Source organism: Dermatophilus congolensis (assembly GCF_900187045.1).
In the GTDB taxonomy this organism is placed as follows: Bacteria; Actinomycetota; Actinomycetes; order Actinomycetales; family Dermatophilaceae; genus Dermatophilus; species Dermatophilus congolensis.
On the sequence record NZ_LT906453.1, the window covers coordinates 1,655,822 to 1,676,228 of the forward strand.

Below are 20,407 nucleotides of genomic sequence, written 5' to 3' on the forward strand. Positions count from 1 at the left end.
TCATCTTCCGTACCGGGTTTTTCGGGGGCCGCGGGGGTGTGGGTGTCGGGTGTAGCCCAGGGGTTTGATGGGGGCGCCTTTGTCTCCTGGTGCTAGGCCGTTTTGGCATGTTGGACAGTAGAACATGACGCGTTCGCGGGTGGGTGGGCCGATGGGGTGTACGCGGATGGTGGTGCCGCATCGGCGGCAGGGGTGTCCTGAGCGTGCGTGTACGTAGGTGTTGTGTCCGGGGCGGTGTGATCCGGTGCTTGATTGGATGGCGTGGTTGAGGGCGGCGGTCATGAGTTGGTGGGCTTTGGTGAGGATTTTGGTGATTTGTTGTGGGGTGAGGGTGGTGGTTGGTGTCCAGGGGTTGATGTGTTGGGTGAAGAGGGTTTCGCTGGCCCAGAGGGTTCCGATGCCGGCGAGGTTGCGTTGGTCGAGTAGGGCTGCGCCGATGGTGGTGGGGTTGGTCAGGAGGTTGGTGGTTGCTAGGTCGGTGTTCCAGTCGGGGCCGAGGATGTCGGGTCCGAGGTGTCCGGTGAGGGTGTGTTCGTCGCGGGTGGGGATGAGGTTGAGCATGCCTAGGGATAGGCCGAGGGCGGTCCATTCGTTGGTGCTTAGTAGGGCGCGGACGCGGCGTGAGTGGCGTTGGGGTTCGTTGGGGTGGGTGATGCGCCAGCTGCCTTCCATGCGTAGGTGTGAGTGGAGGGTCCAGCCGTTGGAGAAGCGGTGGAGGATGTGTTTGCCGTGGGGGATGACTTCGATGGTGGTGTGTCCGATGAGTCCGCTTCCTTCGCGGTTTCCCCATCTGAGTTCGGCTTCTTGGGTGGTGTGGCCTGCGAAGACGTGGTGGAGGCGTTGGCAGGTGCGTGCGACGGTGTCACCTTCTGGCATGGCGTTTTCTTAGTCCATTGGGGGTGAGGTGGAATCCGTTGTTGAGTAGGTGGGTGTGGAGTGGGTGATTTTGTGCTTGGAGGGCGGGGGTGCCGTCGATGGTGGTGATGGTGAGTTGGGGGAGGCGGCCGGTGTCGATGATGGTGCTTAGTGCGGTGGCGGTGGTGTGGGCGTGGGTGGTGTTGTCGCCGAAGGTGAGGAGGGTGCGTCCTCCTCGTTCGATGTAGGCGCAGAGTTTTCCGGTGTGGAGGATGACGAGGGCGCCTGCTTTGCGGCCGGGGCGGTGGGTGGTGTTTTCGTTGTTGTTGGTGGTGGGCCAGGGGAGGGCTGCGCCGTAGGGGTTGGCGGGGTCGGTGGCGGCGAGGATGAGTGCGGGGGGTTGTGGTGGGGTTGTGTCGATTCTGTTGTTTTCGTTGTGGGTGCGGAGTTGGTCTAGGGCGGCGTTGGTGGCGAATTGGGAGGCGCCGAGTCCTTCGATGAAGTAGCCGCGGCGGATATTTCCTGTTTCTTCGGCGTGGGTGAGGATGCGGTAGATGGGGGTGAATCCGCCGTCGGTGTTTTCGCTGGTGGCGGCTGCGCGGGTGAGGATGCCGTGGCGTTCGAGGAGGATGTCGGCGGTGGTGAGGGTGCGGGTTGTGGGGTCTGTTTCGGTTGGTGGTAGGAGGGACCAGCGTCCTTGGAGTCGTGGTGGTGTGGGGTCGGGGGTGGTGGTGCGGGTGGGGGTGCGTAGGTTGCGTCGGGTTAGTCGTGTGGGGCGTGGTGGTCGGGGGCGTTGTTTGTGGGTGGTGCGGGTGCTGTTGAGTAGGGCGCGCATGGGGGTGAAGGTGTCGTTGACGATGTGTCCGTCCCAGACGAGGTCCCAGAGGGCGTCGCTGATGGTGGTGTTGTTTGGTGGTGGGGTGGTGGGGTTGGTGGTGGTGATGTGTTCGCGGACGGTGTTGGCCAGGGTGGGGAAGAAGAATCCGCCGCCGGTGGCGAGGATGGTCAGGATGGTGGCGTGGATGCTTTCTGGTGGTGGGGTTGTGGTGGGGGTGTGGAGGGTGTTGGGGGCGTCGTCGGTGAGGTGTAGGGAGATCCATCCGTCGTCGCCTGCGGTGGAGCCGTTTCCTTGCCAGGTGATTTCGCCGCGGGTGAGGAGGTCGTCGAGGAGTGTTGGGGTGTAGTTGGTGATGCGGGTGGGCAGGATGAGGGTTTCGAGGGCGCTGGCTGGTAGGCGGTATCCGGCGAGTTGTTCGATGACGTGCAGGAGTCCTTCGGTGCCGTGTTCTTGGGGTTGTGGTGTGCCGGTTTCGGTGGTGATGCCGTGCCAGGTGGTGAGGTATTGGGCGTAGGTGGTGGGGGTGACGGGTTCGACTTGGGCGCGTAGTGCTGCGAGGCTGCGGCGGCGTAGGAGGCGCAGGATTTCGGGGTCGCAGTGGTCTTGTCCGGTGTTTGCGGGGTGTAGTTCGCCGGTGATGATGTTGCCGGTGTTTTCGAGGTGGTGCAGGTGGGTGCGGATGATGTGTTCGCCGAGTCCTAGTCGGGTGGCTAGGTCGGTGGTGGTGAAGGGTGCGTGGCAGCGGGCGTAGCGGATGATGAGGTCGGTGAGGGGGTTTTGGGGTGGGGTGAGGTGGGCGGAGGGGACCCATGATGGTGGGGTGATGCCGAGGGCGTCGAGGAGTCTGCCGGCGTCTTCGACGGGGGCCCAGCGTTGTTCGCCGGCCATGGTGATGGGCATGATGCGGCGGCGGTTGTGTAGTTCGTAGATCCAGGTGGTGGTGGTTGTGGTGTCTGTGTGGGGGTGGGTGCGGGTGGTGATTTCGGTGGTGGTGAGGGGGCCGATGCGGCGGATGAGGTCGAAGGTTTCTTCGATGTTGCGTGGGCTGCGTTCGGGGTCGAGTGCTTGGAGTTGGGCTTCGGTGTGTTCGACGATGGTGGGGTCGAGGAGTTCGCGCATGCTGGTGGTGTGGGTGCCCAGGATGTCGGCGAGGAGTTCGGGGTCGATGGATAGGGCTGCTGCGCGGCGTTCGGCGAGGGGGGAGTCGCCTTCGTAGAGGAATTGGGCGATGTATCCGAATAGGAGGGTGCGTGCCATGGGGGAGGGGGTGGGGGTGTTGATGGCGTGGATGCGGGTTCGCCGGTTGGTGAGGTTGGTCATGAGGGTTTTGAGGGCGGGGACGTCGAAGACGTCTTGCATGCATTCGCGCAGTGTTTCTAGGACGATGGGGAATTCTGGGTAGCGACTGGCGACTTCGAGGAGTTGGGCGGAGCGGCGTCGTTGTTGCCAGAGGGCTTGGCGTGCGGCGGGGTTGCGGCGGGGCAGGAGGAGGGCGCGGGATGCGCATTCGCGGAATCGGGAGGCGAAGAGGGCTGATCCGCCGACTTCGTTGGTGATGATGTCGGTGATTTCGTCGGGGTCGATGGTGATGAGTTCGGCGATTTCGGTGAGGAGTTGGTGGGTGGTGGGGGTGTTGTCGTCGGTGGGGGTGGTTTCGGGTAGGCGCAGGATGATGCCGTCGTCGGCGTGCATGGGGTGGGGGTCGATGCCGAATCGTTGGCGTAGGCGGGCGGCGATGGCTAGGGACCAGGGTGCGTTGACGCGGGAGCCCCAGGGGGAGTGGATGACGATCTGGGTGTCGCCGAGTTCGTCGGGGAAGATTTCGAGGATGATGGTGTTTTGGCTGGGTACGGCGCCGGTGGCGGTTTTTTGTTCGTGGATGTAGGTGACGAGGTTGGTGGCGGCCCAGGTGTCTAGGCCTGCGGTGGTGGCGCGGTTGATGGCGGTGTCGTGGGGGAGTGTGGCGATTTCGTGCATGAAGGCGCCGATTGCGGCGCCGAGTTCGGCTTCGCGTCCTTCGGCGTCGCCGCGCCAGAAGGGGAGGCGTCCGGGGATGCCGGGGGCTGGGGTGACGAGTACTTGGTCGTGGGTGATTTCTTCGATTCGCCAGGATGAGGTGCCGAGGGTGAAGACGTCGCCGACGCGGGATTCGTAGACCATTTCTTCTTCGAGTTCGCCGACGCGGCGGCCGGGGCCTTCGCCGATGAGGAAGACCCCGAATTGGCCGCGGTCGGGGATTGTTCCGCCGCTGGTGACGGCGATGCGTTGGGAGCCGGGGCGGCCGGTGAGGGTGTCGGTGCTGCGGTCCCAGATGATGCGGGGGCGTAGTCCGGCGAAGTTTTCGTCGGGGTAGCGTCCGGCGAGCATGTCGAGGACGGAGGTGAGGAGGGTGGTGGGGATGGTGGCGTAGGAGGCGGTGCGGCGGATGAGGTTGGTGAGTTCGGGGAGGGTCCAGTCGTCCATGGCGCACATGGCGACGATGTGTTGGGCGAGGACGTCTAGTGGGTTGGTGGGGATGTGGAGTGTTTCGATGAGTCCGGCGCGCATGCGTTCGCAGACGACGGTGGTGCGGATGAGGTCGGATCGGTGGGTGGGTAGGAAGATGCCGTGTGATCGGGCTCCGACTTGGTGGCCGGCGCGGCCGACGCGTTGGAGTCCGGAGGCGACGCTGGGGGGTGCGTCGATGTGGGCGACGAGGTCGATTTCGCCCATGTCGATGCCTAGTTCGAGGCTGCTGGTGGCGATGACTGCGGGGAGTTGGCCGCTTTTGAGGGCTTCTTCGATGTGGGTTCGTTGTTCGCTGCTGACGGATCCGTGGTGGGCGCGGGCGAGGATTGGTGGTTCGGGTGGGGGTGTGGTGGGGGTGTCGGTGGTGGTTTCGTTGGGGGTGTTGCGGGTGTCCCATTCTTCGTTGACGCGGGCGGTGAGGCGTTCGGCGACGCGGCGGGAGTTGACGAAGATGAGGGTGCTGCGGTGGGTGGTGATGAGGTCTAGGAGTCGGTTTTCGATGTGGGGCCAGATGGAGTGGCGTTCTTCGTTGCCGGATGCGGCGCCGGTGGGGTTTCCGGTGGGTTGGCCTGGTAGGGACATGTCTTCGATGGGGACGACGATGTCAAGGTCCCATTCTTTGTGTGCGGGGGGTTGGACGAGGGTGTAGGGCAGACCTCCGGTGAGGTATTTGCCGACTTCGTCGAGGGGGCGGGCGGTTGCGGATAGGCCGATGCGTTGGGCGCGGTGTCCGGCGTATGCGTCGAGGCGTTCGAGGCTTAGGGCTAGGTGTGCTCCGCGTTTGGTGGGGGTGAGGGAGTGGATTTCGTCGATGATGACCATGTCGACGTTGCGCAGGATGGTGCGTGCTGCAGAGGTGAGGAGGAGGTAGAGAGATTCGGGGGTGGTGATGAGGATGTCGGGGGGTGTGGTTGCCATGGCGCGGCGGTCTTTGGTGCTGGTGTCGCCGGTGCGGATGCCGACGGTGACGGTGTTTTGGGGTGTGTTGGTGCGGCGTGCGACGGCGGCGATGCCGCGTAGGGGGCGGGCGAGGTTGCGGTCGACGTCGGCGGCGAGGGCTTTGAGTGGGGAGATGTAGAGGACGCGTACGCCGGGGGGTGTGTCGGGGGTGGGGGTGGTGTGGGCGAGGCGGTCGATGGCGGTGAGGAAGGCGGCGAGAGTTTTTCCTGATCCGGTGGGTGCGACGACGAGGGTGTCGTTGCCGGTGTTGATGGCGTTCCAGGCGTGGTGTTGTGCGGGGGTGGGGGCGGGGAAGGTTTCGGTGAACCAGGTGCGGGTGGCTGGGTGGAAGGCGGCTAGGGGGTTGGTGTCGTCGCTGGGGGTGTTCATGTCACCTCGTTCCGTGGCTGGGGGGTGTGCGTCATCCTGCCATTGGGATGGTGTTGCGGCGGTGAGCGGCGCTGGCGGGTTTTGGTGGGGGTGGTTTTTGTTGTTAAGCCCGTGGCCAGGTCGCTGGCCACGGGCTTGGTGGTGTTGTGTTGTGAGTTTTGTGGCGGGGGTTAGTTTTTCTTGTGTGTCAGGGCGGTGAGGATGGTTTCGGTGGTGGGGGAGTTGTTGACCTGGTTCCAGGGCATTTTGTCGAGGAGTTTTGCCATGGCGCAGGTGTCGGATAGGCCTGCGTAGAGCAGGCCTGCGCCGATGCCTCCGGCGAGCCATTTGGCTTTGGGGGCGATGGTGCTTGCGGCGATGCTGCTTAGGGCGAGTGCGCCGGCGACGGTGCGGACTTGGCGGTCCATGGCCCAGGGGCCGCCTTGTCCGTTTTCTACGGGTCGGTGTTCTTTTTCCCATTGGGTCATGCCGCCGACGAGGACGTGGATTTTTCCGCCCATGGTGGGGGCGAGGGCTTTGGCTGCGGCGTGGGCGCGGTTGTCGGTGCGGCAAATGAGGAGGACGTCGTTGGGGATGGCTGCGCCGATGCGGGCGGCGTCTTTTTCGATGAGGTCGATGGGTGCGTTGATGGATCCGGCGATGTGGGTGCTGGCGAATTCTGCTGGTGTGCGGACGTCGAGGAGGGTGGGGGCGTCGGGGCTGTGGATCCAGGTGTCTGCTTGTGCGGCGGTGATGTGTTCGGAGCGGGTCATGGAGGGTTTCCTTACTGGTTGATGAGTTCGGGCAGGTTTTGTGCAGCCAAGCCCAGGGCTAGGAGGATGAGTAGGGCGATGAATGCGAGGTTGAGGGCGCGTTGATTGATACGGGTGGTTAATCGTCCTCCTAGGAGAGTTCCGAAGGCTGTGAGTGCAGCGAATGGAAGAAGGGTGGCCCAGTCCAGGGGGAGTTCTTGGGTGGCGCGGGATGCCAGTGAGGTTGCTGAGTTGATCGCGATGACGAGCAGGGATGTGGCTACGGCTGCGGGCATTTCTAGGCCCATGATGAGAGTCAGGGCGGGCACGATGACGAATCCTCCTCCGACCCCGAAGAACCCGGTGAGTAGGCCGACGCCGGTTGCTGCGCCGATGCGGGCGATCCAGCCGCGGCGTGTTGTGCCGGTGGGGGCGGCGCGGATTTGTTTGCGAATCATCACTGCTGCGACAAGAAGCAGGAGTGCACAGAAAGCGACCATGAGCACTGGGCCGCGCACCGTGGCTGATAGGTGGGAGCCGATGAGCGCGCCTGCTGACCCTAAGACTCCGAAGGTGAGGCCGTCGGCGATTTTGGCTCGCCCGGTTTTCAGGTGTGGGATGACGCCGATGAGGGCGGACAGGCCCACGATGATGAGTGAGCCGGTGGTTGCTGCGCGTGGTGTTTGCCCTATCAGGGTGGTGAGGATGGGGACTGTGAGGATGGCTCCGCCTCCGCCGAGGGCGCCCATGAGGGCACCGACGGCTAGGGCTAATGGGGGGATCCACCAGTCCATGTCAGTGCGCCATTGAGTGTGCGTCGGCCCAGGCGTTGTAGCCGCCGATGAGGTCTGCGACGTTGCTGAATCCTTGGTGGCGTAGGTAGCTTGCGGCGACGTTGGATCGCCACCCTCCGGCGCAGGAGACGATCACTGGGCGGTTTTTGTCTAGTTCGTTGAGTCGTTGGGCTAGCTGCGGCAGGGGGATGTTGATGGTGTTGGGGATGGCGCCTTCTGCTGCTTCGCCGGGGCCACGTACGTCGAGTAGTTGTGTGTGTGGCGCAGCGTTGTCGAGCTCGTGAACTTCGAGGCGGTTGGCCTGTCCGGCTTTCTCTGGGTGTTCGCTGAGGTAGCTGTCGAGGCGGGGGAGGTATCCGAGGACGTGGTCGTATCCAATGCGGCCAAGGCGCATGGTTGTTTCTTGTTCGAGCCCTTCGGGGGTGATGAGGATGATGCGTTGTTCGGGTGTGAGGAGCATGCCGACAGTTTCGGCGGTCCGCCCGTCGAAGGGAACGCTGATGGATCCGCGTAGATGCGCTGCGGTGAATTCTTCGGTTGCGCGTGTGTCGAGGATGAGGGCGCCGTTGTTGAGGGCGTGGTCGAGTTCGGTGTTGTTCAGGGCTGGTGTGACCCTGTTGCCGAGGGTGGGGCGGTGTTTTTTGTTGAGTGTGGCGTCGTAGGCGAAGTAGGCGGGAGGGGCTGGTTGGCCTGCGGTGACGATATCGACGAATTCTTGTTCGCTCATGGGCGTGCAGGCGTAGTTGGTGCGGCGTTGTTCACCGATTGTTGATTGTTTTTCGGTGGAGAGGTTTTTGCCGCAGGCTGATCCGGCGCCGTGTCCGGGGAAGACGCGGACTTCATCGGGTAGGGACATCAGGGTGTGTTGGATGGAGTGGTAGAGGTTGCGGCCGAGTTCTTCGGCGGTGGTGCCGCTGGATGCTAGGAGGTCTGGTCGTCCGACGTCACCGATGAAGAGTGCATCGCCGGTGAGTACGCCGTAGGGCACGTCGTCGTCTGCGTGTTCGTAGACGAGGATGCTGATTGATTCGGGGGTGTGTCCGGGGGTGGCCAGGATTTCGAGGGTGACTTCTCCGAGGCTGATGCGCTCGCCGTGTGTGAGTGGTCGGTGGGTGAAGTCGGGGGTGGCTTTTTCGCCGTATCCGATCCAGGCTCCGGTTTTTTCTGCCAGCTCGAGGTGTCCGGAGACGAAGTCGGCGTGGAAGTGGGTGTTGATGACTCCGATGATGTTCATGCCGTTTTCGGTGGCTTCGTTGAGGTAGTCGTCGGTGTCGCGTCGGGGGTCGATGATGATGGCTTTCTTTGTTGTTTCGTCACCGATGACGTATGAGGCCTGTGAGAGGCAGTCGAGGTAGTGCTGGGTGAAGAGCATGGGGGTCTCCCAGGGGTGTGGCGGGTGGTGATAAACCCAGTTGAACATACCCCCAGGGGTATATTCAAGAGGTGGGTCACGCCAGTGTGTTCAACTGACTAGCTGTCGCCTTTGCTGCGCATGATTCACAGCAAGAGGTAGGTGCCGCCTGGGGTGATGGTGCGGGGTGGTTGACTTGGGTTATGCGTCTTAGTGAGTTTTGGCGGTTGATGGATGAGGAGTTCGGGGCTGCGCGTGCGCAGGTTTTGGCGTCGCATCAGAGTGTGACGGCGTTGGGTGGGGGTACTCCTGATGAGCTCCTGGAGTCTGGTGTTGAGCCGCGGCGGGTATGGGAGGCATTGGTGGAACAGATGGGGGTGCCGCCGGAGCGGCGGCTGGGGCGAGTTGTTCCATTGCAGGAGAATCGCGATAAGTACTGATGTGGTGGCGTGTGTTGAGGTGGCCTATCGAACATTTGTTCGGTAGTTTGTGGGTGATGGGACTTTCTGCCGGTACTCGACCGGCGGGTCCGGCTGCTCCACAACCTGGTTGGTCATGGGGTATGGTCCACAGTTGCCGTTGCGGTGGCGGGACCTTGTCGGTGGTTCCTTTTAACGTCTGACCCGAGTTGTTGGCCTGGTGGTCGCGCTTGAGGTCGCAGGTAGACGGCCGTTTCGAGTATTCGCAGAAAGCAAGGTGTGTCATGGCACGTTCTTCCAAGGCCTCGTCGGGGTCTCGTTCTTCTTCGTTGGATCCCAAGGCTGCTTCTCTGGACACGGTGATGGCCCAGATCGAAAAGGCCTACGGCAAGGGTGCTGTGATGCGCTTGGGTGATCAGGTGCGCCCGGCATTGGGGGTTATTCCGACGGGGTCGATTGCGTTGGATGTGGCGCTGGGTGTGGGTGGTCTTCCTCGTGGCCGGGTGATTGAGATTTACGGTCCGGAGTCTTCGGGTAAGACGACTGTGGCGTTGCATGCGGTGGCTAGTGCGCAGAAAGCCGGGGGGATCGCGGCGTTCATTGATGCTGAGCACGCTTTGGATCCGGAGTATGCCCGGGCTTTGGGTGTGGACACTGATGCGTTGTTGGTGAGCCAGCCGGACACTGGTGAGCAGGCGCTTGAGATCACCGATATGTTGATCCGCTCGGGAGCTATCGACATCATCGTCGTTGACTCGGTAGCGGCTTTGGTTCCGCGCGCGGAGATCGAAGGCGAGATGGGTGATTCGCATGTGGGGTTGCAGGCGCGGTTGATGAGCCAGGCCCTTCGTAAGATCACGGGTGCATTGAACAGCACGGGCACGACGGCAATTTTCATTAACCAGCTTCGCGAGAAGATCGGCGTGATGTTCGGTAACCCGGAGACCACCACAGGTGGTAAGGCGTTGAAGTTCTACGCCTCGGTGCGTCTGGATATTCGCCGTATTGAGACGTTGAAGGATGGCAGCGACCCGGTGGGTAACCGTACGCGCGCCAAGGTGGTTAAGAACAAGGTTTCTCCGCCGTTCAAGCAGGCCGAGTTCGACATTCTGTATGGTCAGGGCATTTCGCGTGAGGGCAGCCTCATTGACATGGGTGTGGAGCACGGGATTATCCGTAAGGCTGGGGCCTGGTACACCTACGAGGGCGACCAACTCGGTCAAGGCAAGGAGAATGTCCGTAACTTCCTCAAAGACAACCCGGAGTTGGCGCAAGAGGTTGAGCGGCGTATCAAGGAAAAGCTGGGCATCATTCCCGGCGCTGAGGCGCCTGCGGAAGCTGTAGAAGGCGGCGCGGGGGGCGATGAAGCGCCTGTTGCGTTCTGATGAGTGACGATGCACGGTTGGCGCGCGCTCGTGAGGCGATGGCGCAGGCAGTAGCGCAGGCGAGTAGGTCTTCGCAGTCCGAGGGGTCAGGTGCATTGTCGGTTTCTGCCGACTACGCACAAGCTAAACGGATTGCGCTGCGTAAGTTAGCGGCGGCACCAAGGTCTCGGGCACAGCTTGCTGAGGCGATCACGGCTAAAGACATTCCGCAGGAAACAGCTGATCAGGTCTTGGACCGTTTGGAAGACGCTGGTTTGGTTGATGATGCGGCTTACGCACAGATGTTGGTGCGTAGCTTGCGGGATTCTAAGGGACTGTCGAAGCGGTCGCTGGAGATGGAACTGGCCAAGAGAGGCGTGGAGGCCACGATCGTTGAAGATGCTGTTGAGCATCTTGACGTGGAGCGTGATAAAGAGGCTGCTCGCGCAGTTGTCGATAAGAAGCTGCGGTCGATGAGTGGCCTTGACATTGAAACGAAGAAACGTCGCCTGCTGGGTTTGCTTGGTCGGCGAGGGTATTCGGCAGGTGTCGCGTTTTCGGTGGTTGCTCAGGCTTTGGATGCTTTGCCTGAGCATGCTCGGGATTGACGTGTAGCTGGTTAAATTGAGCAGCTTGGCGGGTAACCGCTGGAGCTGTGATCGTCCGGTAGGGCGCAGGCCACCTCAGGTGAGGTGGCCTGCGCTTGTCGTGTCGCGGGATCGGTGTCGGTTTCGTGGGCGCAGGGGTGAGGTTGGAGAATAGTTTGTGATGACGACTTATCAAGTGCGCACTCACGGGTGCCAGATGAATGTGCATGATTCCGAGCGTCTTGCGGGGCTCTTGGAGGCCGCGGGGTACGTGGATTACGAATCGGTTCCACCGACTGAACGTTTGGAAGAGCCAGACATTGTCGTGTTCAACACGTGCGCAGTGCGTGAGAACGCGGACAACAAGCTCTACGGCAACTTGGGGCAGTTGCGTCCAGCCAAGACGAAAAACCCCGACATGCAGATCGCTGTTGGTGGATGCATGGCGCAGAAAGACAAAGACCTCATCGTTGCTAAAGCGCCGTGGGTCGATGTTGTTTTCGGTACGCACAACATCGGGTCGTTGCCGGTGCTGTTGGAGCGGGCACGTCACAACAAGAAGGCTGAGGTGGAGATCCTCGAGTCTTTGGAGACATTCCCCTCGACGTTGCCGACGAGGCGTGACTCGGCTTACGCCGGCTGGGTGTCGATTTCGGTGGGCTGTAACAACACCTGCACCTACTGCATTGTTCCGGCGTTGCGCGGTAAAGAGCAGGACCGCCGCCCGGGCGACATCCTCGCTGAAGTTAAGGCACTCGTGGCCGAGGGTGTCCTTGAAGTGACACTGCTTGGGCAGAACGTGAACACCTATGGGGTGGAGTTCGGGGACCGTGGCGCATTCGCTAAGTTGCTGCGCGCCTGCGGTGATATCGATGGCCTGGAGCGTGTGCGTTTCACTAGCCCACATCCGGCGGCGTTCACTGATGACGTCATCTCCGCCATGGCAGAAACGCCGAATGTGATGCCGAGCCTGCATATGCCGTTGCAGTCCGGTTCGGATTCGGTGCTGCGAGCGATGCGCCGCTCGTACCGTAGCGAGAAGTTCCTGGGCATCATTGAGCGAGTCCGGGAGCAGATCCCGCACGCGGCGATCACTACGGACATCATCGTGGGATTCCCGGGCGAAACAGATCAAGATTTCGAAGACACTCTTGAGGTTGTTCGGGCCTCGCGGTTCTCCAGTGCATTCACGTTCCAGTACTCGATCCGCCCCGGCACCCCGGCAGCGACGATGGATAACCAAATCCCCAAAGAGGTTGTCCAGGAACGCTTCAACCGGTTGGTTGCGTTGCAGGACGAGATCAGCTGGGAACAAAACCGTGCCCTTGAAGGCCAGACGGTTGAGGTGCTTGTCGCTCCGTTTGAGGGCCGTAAAGATGTAGAGACTGCGCGGATGTCTGGCCGGGCACGCGATAACCGTCTCGTGCATTTCTCGTTGCCTGAGGGACTGTCGGAGTCCGAACGCCCCCGCCCAGGAGACCTTGTCGATGTGGCAGTGACCTATGGGGCCCCGCACCACTTGGTTGCCGACTCGGCAGTGGCCCAGAACCCAGACGAGCGGGTTTTCTCCGTGCGCCGCACCATCGGTGGTGACGCGTGGGAACGTCTAGAAGGCAACCCGGTTCCGCACAAACCAACGGTCAGCTTGGGGCTACCGACTATAGGTGCGCGGCCACAAACTGCATCTACCGGAGCCTGCGGAAGCTGCTGAGGTGCCCCGGGCATCACTTGTACGCAGATGCGTCGTGATGCCCGGGAAAGCAGAAACTTTTCATCACTGGAAACGAAGACGGCGGGTGGGTTCGTGACCGAACAAGTGCCACAAGTGGTTGCAGTTGTGGGCCCAACAGCGACGGGAAAAACCGCGCTAGCGGTGCGCCTTGCCGAGCAGTTGGGTGGAGAAATCGTTAACGCTGATGCGTTCGCGTTGTACGCGGGCATGGATATCGGCACTGCTAAACCAACCAACGCTGAGCGGGGAAACATCCCTCACCACCAGATCGATGTTCTCGACATTGCTGATGATGCGAGCGTGGCCGCCTATCAGCGGCACGTGCGCACCGATATTGATGGAATCATCGCCCGTGGAAACCTCCCTGTGCTGGTAGGAGGGTCCGGGCTGTATGTGCGCGCAGCTATCGATGTGCTGGAAATCCCGCCAACTGATCCTCGAGTTCGTGCACGGTGGGAGGCGCACGCCGCAACGGAAGGCACTCCCGCCCTATACCAAAAGCTCACCGAACTGGATCCACAGGCCGCCGCAGCTATCGAACCGCGCAACACCCGCCGTATTGTTCGCGCTTTAGAAGTCATCGAGCTCACTGGACGCCCGTTCTCGGCAACCATGCCGAGACGTGAATTCGTCCGTCCCACCGTGATGCTGGGCCTGCACCTAGATCGAGACTTACTCGACACCCGCATCGAAACTCGGGTGCGGGATATGTGGCGCGCTGGACTGCTCGAGGAAGTCGCGGCACTGGAACAGCGTGGTCTGTCCCAGACCAGGACAGCTTCTCGCGCTGTGGGGTACCGCGAAGCTTTGGCGCAGCTCAGCGGATCCATGAGCGAAGAAGAAGCCATCGAGGCCACCACCGTCGCCACTCGGCGCCTGGCGCGCAGACAAATTAGCTGGTTCACCCCTGACCCGCGCATCACGTGGATTGATGCCCACGATCCCAGCAGCGTTCTGCCCGCTGCCCTGGCCGCACTCCAGCAGCACGGTCTCAGCAGTCCTGCTCTGTGATAAACACCCGACCAAACACATAATCCACTCAGCACATCGCGGGAGAATGAATCACGTGAACGCAACAACCCCCGCCCCCGTCGCATACTCCTTCACCAAGGGGCACGGCACCCAAAACGACTTTGTGCTTATCCCTGACCTCGATGGCACGCGTGGCCTAGCCCCTGACCAGGTCCGTCGACTCGCGGACCGCCGCGCAGGTATAGGCGGCGATGGTGTAATCCGAGTTGTGCCCACCGCATTGTGTGGTGAACCCGAGATCGAGGCGCTGGCGGGCCAGGCTGAATGGTTCATGGATTACCGCAATGCTGATGGCACGCCTGCGGAAATGTGCGGGAATGGGACGCGGGTTTTCGCTGCCTATTTGCGGCGGGAGCGGTTGGTGACTGAGAACAGTTACATGATTGCTACGCGCGCGGGAATTAAACGCATCGGGGTCGAGGGTGCGGTGTATTCCACGGGGCTGGGGCAGTACACCTTGACCGCGCAGAGCGAGTTCGAGGCGCAGGGTTTTGATGCGCGGGTATCGGTGCCTGGATTTGAGGGGTTAGCGGGCGTGAGTGTCGATATGGGAAACCCGCACACGGTGGTGATGCTTCCTTGTGAGGTTGATCTACCTGCCGTGGATTTGAGTGCAGCTCCGGTGGTGACGCCGCTGCCTGAGCATGGAACCAATGTGGAGCTCGTGCAGGTTATTGGTCCGGGGCATCTGCAGATGCGGGTGTTTGAGCGCGGTGTTGGTGAAACGCGTTCGTGTGGCACGGGCGCTGCGGCTGCGGCGGTGGCGGCAATGCTGTGCAGTGGCGAGGATGGAGCTAACCAGTGGCGGGTTGATGTGCCCGGGGGAAGCCTTCACGTCGCTGTGGGTGCGGACCGTCAGGTGACTCTTTCTGGACCTGCTGAGTTGATTGCTGATGGTGTGACGCGGCTGTGAGGCAGTTGGCCTGATTGCCTGTGGCTGGCGGGGTCAGCTGCAGGCAGTCTCAGTTTCGCTGTCGCGGTGCACATGAAGAATCCGGAAGCCTTTGGCCGTGGCTGCTCGGCGCACTGTGAAAGCATCGGGCAGGGTTGCTGTGAGCCAGGTCTGTAGTGAGTCGGCGCCGAGGTTTTTGCTGACTACGAGGTAGGCGTCTGCGCTGGGGGAGAGGCGAGGCAGCCAGGTTAAGAGCAGGGCGTGTAATGCCGGTTTGCCGATCCGGATGGGTGGGTTGGACCAGATGAGGTCGAAGCGGGTTTCTTCAGGGACTTCTTCTGGGGCTAGGGCCTGTACGCGTGTGCAGCCCAGTGTTGCTGCGTTTGTTGCGGTGAGTTCTCGGGATCGTCGGTTGACGTCAACGGCGATGACGTCAGCTTCAGGGGAGAGCATTCCGAGGGTGCAGGCGATGGGTCCCCAGCCGCATCCGATGTCGAGGAAGGTTCCGCTTGTGGGGGGGTGGGGTACTTCGCGGAGAAGAACGGATGTTCCTGGGTCGAGCCGGTCGCCGGAGAACACGCCGTCTGCTGAGGCGATTTCGACATCGCGGCCGGCGAGGTTGACGCGCAGGGTGCGGGTGCGGGCAGGTCCAGTTGGGTCGGTGTCGAAGTAGTGGCTGGTCGGGCTCGGCATGGGCTTAGGTTACCGCTGGTGCGTCATGGTCGGTTTGTCTGCGCGGGGCTTTGCGTACCTGTGGGGGAGTGTGGGGAACAGGATGGTTGAGTGTTGCGTTGTTGCCGGTACCGGTTCTTGGGCATTCCCGTTTGAGCCGGATGATCATGCGACTATGAGAGGGATATGACGAACAACGATCACACAACTCACGCCCCCGACATCGAGCAGACCGGTTACGGTGCGGCATTCGGTGGGCTCCGTGACTCTGCCGAGTATGAAGATGTTTTCGCGCGTCGAGCTGCTGCCTTGTCTGACACCAGTGACACCGACGCCCATGCCACCTGGGATGGTGACCAGTTCGAACGTGAGGAACGCGCGGCGATGCGCCGTGTTGATGGCCTCTCGACTGAGCTGGAAGACGTTACCGAAGTTGAATACCGCCAGTTGCGTTTGGAGAACGTAGTGCTGGTGGGGGTGTGGAATTCTGGCTCGGTTGAGGATGCCGAGAACTCTCTACGCGAATTGGCAGCGTTGGCTGAAACTGCTGGGTCGCGGGTGTTGGCGGGGGTGCTGCAGCGCCGCGCTAAACCAGATCCGGCGACCTATCTCGGGTCGGGTAAAGCTGCTGAGCTGGCCGAGGTTGTTGCCGCTGAGGGCGCTGACACAGTTATCGCTGACTGTGAGCTTGCCCCCAGCCAGCGGCGTGCCTTGGAAGATGTGGTGAAGGTGAAGGTCATTGACCGCACCGCGTTGATCCTCGACATTTTTGCCCAGCACGCTAAGTCTAAAGAGGGTAAGGCTCAGGTTGAGCTGGCGCAGCTGGAGTATTTGTTGCCGCGTCTGCGTGGCTGGGGTGAGTCGATGTCCCGGCAGGCTGGTGGGCAGGTTTCTGGTGGTGCGGGTATGGGGTCGCGTGGCCCTGGTGAGACGAAGATCGAGCTTGATCGTCGCCGCATCAATACACGGATGGCCAAGCTGCGTCGCGAGATCCGTGAGATGAAGAAAATTCGGGTCACGAAGCGTTCGGGACGGGCTGCTCACAGCGTGCCCAGTGTGGTCATTGTTGGGTACACCAACGCCGGTAAATCTAGCTTGCTGAACCGGCTCACCGGAGCTGGGGTGATGGTGGAGAACGCTTTGTTTGCCACGTTGGACACCACGGTTCGTCGCACGAACACCCCCGATGGGCGTGAGTACACCATCGCGGACACGGTCGGTTTTGTGCGTTCGTTGCCGCACCAGCTGGTGGAGGCTTTCCGGTCCACGTTGGAGGAGGCCGGGGATGCTGATCTGCTCTTGCATGTGGTGGATGGCTCGCACCCGGATCCGATTGGGCAGATCAAGGCAGTATGTGAAGTGCTTGCTGAGGTGCGTCCTGATGAGCTTCGTGAAGTAGTGGTGGTGAACAAAACCGATCTAGCTGAAGAAGAGACGCTAGATCTTTTGCGCCGCTGTGAGGCTGACGCGGTGTTCGTTTCAGCACGCACGGGTGAGGGGATAGAGCAGTTGCGTCAGCTTGTCGCTGATCATCTGCCAGTCCCGGATGTTCACCTGCGTGTTCTGATTCCTTATCAGCGCGGCGATTTGGTGTCGCTGTTGCATGGGCAGGGCGATATCCGTAGTGAGGAGCACACCCCTGAGGGCACGTTGATTGAAGGTTTTGTGCGGCACGAAAAAGCTAGTGAGTTCGCGCCGTTCCTTGTGGAGTCGTGAGTTTTCTTCGCCACGTTCTTCCTCAACCCTCTGGGCGTTTTGGAAACTGCTGCTTTAGCAGTGGACAAGCAGTCCAGAGGGGTGGGTGAGGGGCACTAGGGTGGTGGATTGTGTCGTCGCCTTCTGTGAAAACCCTGCTTGAGGCCGCTGTTGCCGGAATTGGTGGTTCCCCGCGTGCCGGTCAGGTGTCGATGGCTGAGGCGATTAGCGCCGCTGTCGATTCTGGTGAGCATTTGCTGGTTCAGGCTGGGACCGGTACGGGTAAGTCGTTGGCGTATTTGGTGCCAGCTGCAGCACATGCGCAGGCGACGGGAACCCCGGTTGTGGTGGCTACGGCAACACTGGCGTTGCAGGGGCAGATCGTTGACCGTGATCTGCCACGGTTGGCTGAGTCGCTGCGTGGGTATTTGCCTCGGCCGTTGACGTATGGGCTGGTCAAGGGGCGTCGTAACTACATTTGTGTGCACAAAATTTCTGGCGGTATGCCTGAGGACGATGACGATGCTTTGTTCGGTGTCGGCCAGGTGGATGAGCAGATCGGGCGTCTGGGGCAAGAGGTTTTGCGGCTACGGCAGTGGGCTCAGGAAACCGAATCTGGTGACCGTGATGATCTGGTCCCGGGGGTTTCTGAGCGCGCTTGGCGTCAAGTGTCGGTGTCGGCGCGGGAGTGCCTAGGGTCGCGGTGTCCGATGCGTGAGGAGTGTTTTGTTGAGCAGGCGCGGGCAGCGGCTGCTGACGTTGACATCGTGGTCACAAACCATTCGTTTGCTTCTATTGATGCGTTTGAAGGGCGGCGTCTGCTGCCTGAGCATGATCTTCTTGTGGTCGATGAGGCCCATGAACTCGTTGATCGGGTGACAGCGACGGTCACTGATGAGCTGGGCTCTAAATCTGTTGGTAGTGCTGCACGTAAAGCTGCCTCGCATGCTGATGCCAATGAGTTCGCTTTGGCTGGTGATGGGTTGGCTGTTGCTTTGGAAGCGGTTCCCGAGGGCAGGGTGCAGACTGCCCCGGAAATGCTGGTTCAGGCTTTGGGGCGTGTGCATGAGGCTGCGCGCCTGCTGTGGGGGTCTTTGAAGGGCGAAGGCGGCGAACCTGTCGAGGGCGCAAAGAAAGTCGCTCGTGCCGCGGTTGAAGAGATCCACGCTTTCACTGAACGTGCTTTGGAAAACAGGGAACTCGATGTGCTCTGGGTGACTAAAGACGACCGCAGGGGAGCGGTGCTGCGTATCGCGCCGATGAGTGTGGCGATGCAGCTGCGGGAGGCCATGTTCACCGAACGGACGGTTGTGTTGACCTCAGCCACGCTGGAGTTGGGGGGATCTTTCGACCCTGTAGCTGGGCAGATGGGATTGCGGGGGCAGGGAGCCCCGGCATGGCGTTGCGTGGATGTGGGTAGCCCGTTCGACTATGCGCGGCAAGGAATCGCGTACGTGGCTGACCGGCTGCCTACGCCTGGACGTGATGGCGCTGCGACGGAGGTTTTCGACGAGATCGAAGCTCTCATTCGTGCTGCTGGCGGCAGAACATTGGGGCTGTTTAGTTCGATGCGCGCAGCTAAGACTGCTGCGGAGCAGATGCGGGAACGCTTCGGCGATGACCTGGACATTCTGTGTCAGGGAGATGACCAACTATCGACGTTGGTGAGGCAGTTCGCCTCGGATGCCAGCACTTGCCTGTTTGGGACGCTTTCGTTGTGGCAGGGCGTTGATGTGCCTGGCTCGGCGTGTCAGCTGGTCATTATTGACCGGATCCCGTTTCCCCGCCCCGATGACCCTCTCACTGAGGCGCGCACTCGCGCCATTGGCTCTATGGGAGGTAATGGGTTTATGGCGGTTTCGGCTACTGCTGCGGCTCTCAAACTTGCGCAGGGGGCTGGGCGGTTGATCCGCCGTGCTGATGACCGTGGAGTTGTTGCTTTTCTCGATCCGCGAATGAAGAAAGCCCGTTATGCCGGGTTTTTGCAGGCTTCGCTGCCTGATATGTGGCCCACCACTGACCGTGATGTTGTGTTGGGGGCTCTTCAACGTCTTGATGCTGCGGCTGCGCCTGTGCTGCCGGTCGCGGCGCGTGGGGAGCGCGCGGTGATGAAATCTATGCCCGCCACTAGTGCTCCACCGATGGAACCTGGAGAAACCGAGCATCCAGCGCCGCGCGTAGAGCACACTGGCGCAGTGGACTCGAGTCTGGCAGTGACGGCGGGGCATAAGTGGGATGCCACTCTTGATGAAGAACTCCGCGATGGTCTCGATCTGGGGCTTGATATCTCTGAGCTTGCTGAACATCTTGAAATGCCACCTGAATCGATCATTGCCCGGATGAAAGCACTGAAACTGTCATGACTGCACAACGGGCTGGACGCCGCCGCGCCCCGGAACCGAACTCTGGGTTCGGTGGCTTTGATGATGACGCCACCATCGCAGACACTCCCGCCGGGGGAGTGCCGCCTTTGGTTCTCGTGACTGGGCCAGAACGTGTCTTGGCTCAGCGCGCTTTGGAAGCCACTGCTATCGCGCTACGGGCTACTGACCCGCAGGTCGATATTGTCCGTTTTGATGCCGAAGGGTATGAGGCTGGCTCCATCGCTATGGCCGCTAGCCCTTCTCTTTTCGGGGGCAGAACAGGCATTTTTGTGCGTGGCTTGGAGGCCGCTAATGACGCTTTGATCGAGGACCTTGTTCGCTATCTCAGTGCCCCTGAAGAGACGGTGACTCTTGCCGTTTGGCATCGCAGCGGTAATCGTGGCAAAAAAGTCCTCGACATGATGAAAAAAGCTGGTGCGCGGGTTCTGACCGCTCCAGCGATTAAGAGCGACCGGGACAAGTCTGAGTTTGTCAGCAGTGAGTTCCGTCGCGCGGGGCGTCGTATCGCTCCTGACGCTGTGAAAACTCTTGTCGAAGCAGTAGGTAAAAGTGTCGATGAGTTGGCTTCTGCTTGTAGTCAGCTCATCGCAGACACCACAGGGGCGATCGACACCGGAACAGTCGAGACGTATTACGGCGGCCGTGTCGAAGCGAATGGGTTCAAAGTCGCCGATGCTGCTTTGGCGGGGAACACTGCTGAGGCGCTGGCGTTGGTGCGGCATGCGTTGGCTGTGGGGACTGATCCTGTGCCGATTGTGGCTGCGTTGGCGGTGCAGATTCGCCAGCTCATTAAGGTCACGGGGGCGCCCTCTGGGTCGGCGGGGCAGGTTGCTGGGGCGTTGGGAATGGCTCCCTGGCAGGTTGATCGGGCTCGTCGTACTGCGCGAGGGTGGAGTGAGGATGGGCTTGCTGTTGCGGTGGAGGCAATCGCGGCTGCTGATTTCGCGGTCAAAGGTGGGGGCCGGGATCCGCAGTTCGCGGTGGAGCGGTGTGTGTTGCAGGTGGCGCGGGCTCGGCATGCGTACACAGGTCGAGGTCGGGGTCGATAGCGGGGGTGAGGTGCAGGGGTGCTTCGGTCGTGTCCAGCGCGCCTGTTAAGCTGGATGTTCGCGTGCGCGCCCAGGTCGTGCGCAAGTCACGCGAAATTAGCCCTTCCTTGGCCGGGCCGACCACGACGACTTCAGTTGCGGTTCGGATGCGAGGGGGGCCTGCTTCATGCGTGTG

The 20,407-nt window shown here is 61.4% G+C and carries 15 protein-coding genes; 9 read left to right on the forward strand and 6 right to left on the reverse strand.

Features of this window, described 5'->3' with window-relative positions; all coding sequences use genetic code 11:
- The 5 genes from CKV89_RS07105 to CKV89_RS07125 form a co-directional block, all read right to left on the reverse strand.
- A complete protein-coding gene (locus CKV89_RS07105; RefSeq protein WP_028327683.1) occupies positions 1-876 on the reverse strand; it encodes a DNA-formamidopyrimidine glycosylase family protein in 876 nt (291 codons plus the stop codon).
- Positions 863-5,530, reverse strand: coding sequence for an ATP-dependent helicase (locus CKV89_RS07110; RefSeq protein WP_034401466.1), 4,668 nt, complete (start codon positions 5,528-5,530; stop codon positions 863-865). The genes CKV89_RS07105 and CKV89_RS07110 overlap by 14 nt, the downstream gene beginning before the upstream one ends.
- A gap of 170 nt (positions 5,531-5,700) precedes the next feature.
- Positions 5,701-6,282, reverse strand: a complete 582-nt coding sequence (locus CKV89_RS07115; protein ID WP_028327684.1) for a rhodanese-like domain-containing protein — start codon at positions 6,280-6,282, stop codon at positions 5,701-5,703.
- Positions 6,283-6,293: 11 nt separating this feature from the next.
- On the reverse strand, positions 6,294-7,055 hold the full coding sequence (locus CKV89_RS07120; protein WP_028327685.1) for a sulfite exporter TauE/SafE family protein: 762 nt from the start codon (positions 7,053-7,055) through the stop codon (positions 6,294-6,296).
- A gap of 1 nt (position 7,056) precedes the next feature.
- A complete protein-coding gene (locus tag CKV89_RS07125; RefSeq protein WP_028327686.1) occupies positions 7,057-8,427 on the reverse strand; it encodes an MBL fold metallo-hydrolase in 1,371 nt (456 codons plus the stop codon).
- Between the two features lie 182 nt (positions 8,428-8,609).
- Here CKV89_RS07125 and CKV89_RS07130 point away from each other — a divergent pair, with 182 nt between their 5' ends.
- The 6 genes from CKV89_RS07130 (at position 8,610) to dapF (ending at position 14,453) form a co-directional block, all read left to right on the forward strand.
- Entirely contained in the window at positions 8,610-8,846 is a 237-nt protein-coding gene (locus CKV89_RS07130; RefSeq protein WP_084441290.1) for a DUF3046 domain-containing protein, read from the forward strand.
- A 341-nt stretch (positions 8,847-9,187) separates the two neighbouring features.
- Complete coding sequence (gene recA / locus CKV89_RS07135) at positions 9,188-10,210, forward strand: recombinase RecA (RefSeq protein WP_231935489.1); 1,023 nt, start codon at positions 9,188-9,190, stop codon at positions 10,208-10,210.
- On the forward strand, positions 10,210-10,797 hold the full coding sequence (locus CKV89_RS07140) for a regulatory protein RecX (RefSeq protein ID WP_051277684.1): 588 nt from the start codon (positions 10,210-10,212) through the stop codon (positions 10,795-10,797). The genes recA and CKV89_RS07140 overlap by 1 nt, the downstream gene beginning before the upstream one ends.
- Before the next feature lie 160 nt (positions 10,798-10,957).
- Positions 10,958-12,487, forward strand: a complete 1,530-nt coding sequence (miaB, locus tag CKV89_RS07145) for a tRNA (N6-isopentenyl adenosine(37)-C2)-methylthiotransferase MiaB (protein WP_028327687.1) — start codon at positions 10,958-10,960, stop codon at positions 12,485-12,487.
- A 93-nt stretch (positions 12,488-12,580) separates the two neighbouring features.
- Positions 12,581-13,519, forward strand: a complete 939-nt coding sequence (gene miaA / locus CKV89_RS07150; protein WP_028327688.1) for a tRNA (adenosine(37)-N6)-dimethylallyltransferase MiaA — start codon at positions 12,581-12,583, stop codon at positions 13,517-13,519.
- A gap of 46 nt (positions 13,520-13,565) precedes the next feature.
- On the forward strand, positions 13,566-14,453 hold the full coding sequence (dapF, locus tag CKV89_RS07155; RefSeq protein ID WP_028327689.1) for a diaminopimelate epimerase: 888 nt from the start codon (positions 13,566-13,568) through the stop codon (positions 14,451-14,453).
- 33 nt (positions 14,454-14,486) lie between these two features.
- Here dapF and CKV89_RS07160 read toward each other — a convergent pair whose 3' ends face one another.
- Positions 14,487-15,125 carry a class I SAM-dependent methyltransferase gene (locus CKV89_RS07160; protein WP_028327690.1) on the reverse strand — a complete coding sequence of 213 codons (639 nt, stop codon included), beginning with the start codon at positions 15,123-15,125 and terminating at the stop codon, positions 14,487-14,489.
- Between the two features lie 165 nt (positions 15,126-15,290).
- On the opposite strand from CKV89_RS07160, the gene hflX reads away from it, so the two are divergent.
- From hflX to holA, 3 genes are all read left to right on the forward strand, one after another.
- Complete coding sequence (gene hflX, locus CKV89_RS07165) at positions 15,291-16,820, forward strand: GTPase HflX (RefSeq protein ID WP_084441293.1); 1,530 nt, start codon at positions 15,291-15,293, stop codon at positions 16,818-16,820.
- Between the two features lie 107 nt (positions 16,821-16,927).
- The gene (locus tag CKV89_RS07170) at positions 16,928-19,162 is read left to right on the forward strand and encodes an ATP-dependent DNA helicase (RefSeq protein ID WP_028327691.1); all 2,235 of its coding nucleotides are present in this window, start codon (positions 16,928-16,930) and stop codon (positions 19,160-19,162) included.
- Complete coding sequence (gene holA, locus CKV89_RS07175) at positions 19,159-20,232, forward strand: DNA polymerase III subunit delta (protein WP_084441297.1); 1,074 nt, start codon at positions 19,159-19,161, stop codon at positions 20,230-20,232. The genes CKV89_RS07170 and holA overlap by 4 nt, the downstream gene beginning before the upstream one ends.
- Positions 20,233-20,407: the final 175 nt, after the last annotated feature.

What these genes read in the sequence shown, in the direction of transcription:
- CKV89_RS07105 (WP_028327683.1), bottom strand. Translation starts at nt 876, where the DNA reads ATGCCAGAAGGTGACACCGTCGCACGCACCTGCCAACGCCTCCACCAC.
- CKV89_RS07110 (WP_034401466.1), bottom strand. Translation starts at nt 5,530, where the DNA reads ATGAACACCCCCAGCGACGACACCAACCCCCTAGCCGCCTTCCACCCA.
- CKV89_RS07115 (WP_028327684.1), bottom strand. Translation starts at nt 6,282, where the DNA reads ATGACCCGCTCCGAACACATCACCGCCGCACAAGCAGACACCTGGATC.
- CKV89_RS07120 (WP_028327685.1), bottom strand. Translation starts at nt 7,055, where the DNA reads ATGGACTGGTGGATCCCCCCATTAGCCCTAGCCGTCGGTGCCCTCATG.
- CKV89_RS07125 (WP_028327686.1), bottom strand. Translation starts at nt 8,427, where the DNA reads ATGCTCTTCACCCAGCACTACCTCGACTGCCTCTCACAGGCCTCATAC.
- CKV89_RS07130 (WP_084441290.1), top strand. Translation starts at nt 8,610, where the DNA reads ATGCGTCTTAGTGAGTTTTGGCGGTTGATGGATGAGGAGTTCGGGGCT.
- recA (WP_231935489.1), top strand. Translation starts at nt 9,188, where the DNA reads ATGGCCCAGATCGAAAAGGCCTACGGCAAGGGTGCTGTGATGCGCTTG.
- CKV89_RS07140 (WP_051277684.1), top strand. Translation starts at nt 10,210, where the DNA reads ATGAGTGACGATGCACGGTTGGCGCGCGCTCGTGAGGCGATGGCGCAG.
- miaB (WP_028327687.1), top strand. Translation starts at nt 10,958, where the DNA reads ATGACGACTTATCAAGTGCGCACTCACGGGTGCCAGATGAATGTGCAT.
- dapF (WP_028327689.1), top strand. Translation starts at nt 13,566, where the DNA reads ATGAATCACGTGAACGCAACAACCCCCGCCCCCGTCGCATACTCCTTC.
- CKV89_RS07160 (WP_028327690.1), bottom strand. Translation starts at nt 15,125, where the DNA reads ATGCCGAGCCCGACCAGCCACTACTTCGACACCGACCCAACTGGACCT.
- hflX (WP_084441293.1), top strand. Translation starts at nt 15,291, where the DNA reads ATGACGAACAACGATCACACAACTCACGCCCCCGACATCGAGCAGACC.
- holA (WP_084441297.1), top strand. Translation starts at nt 19,159, where the DNA reads ATGACTGCACAACGGGCTGGACGCCGCCGCGCCCCGGAACCGAACTCT.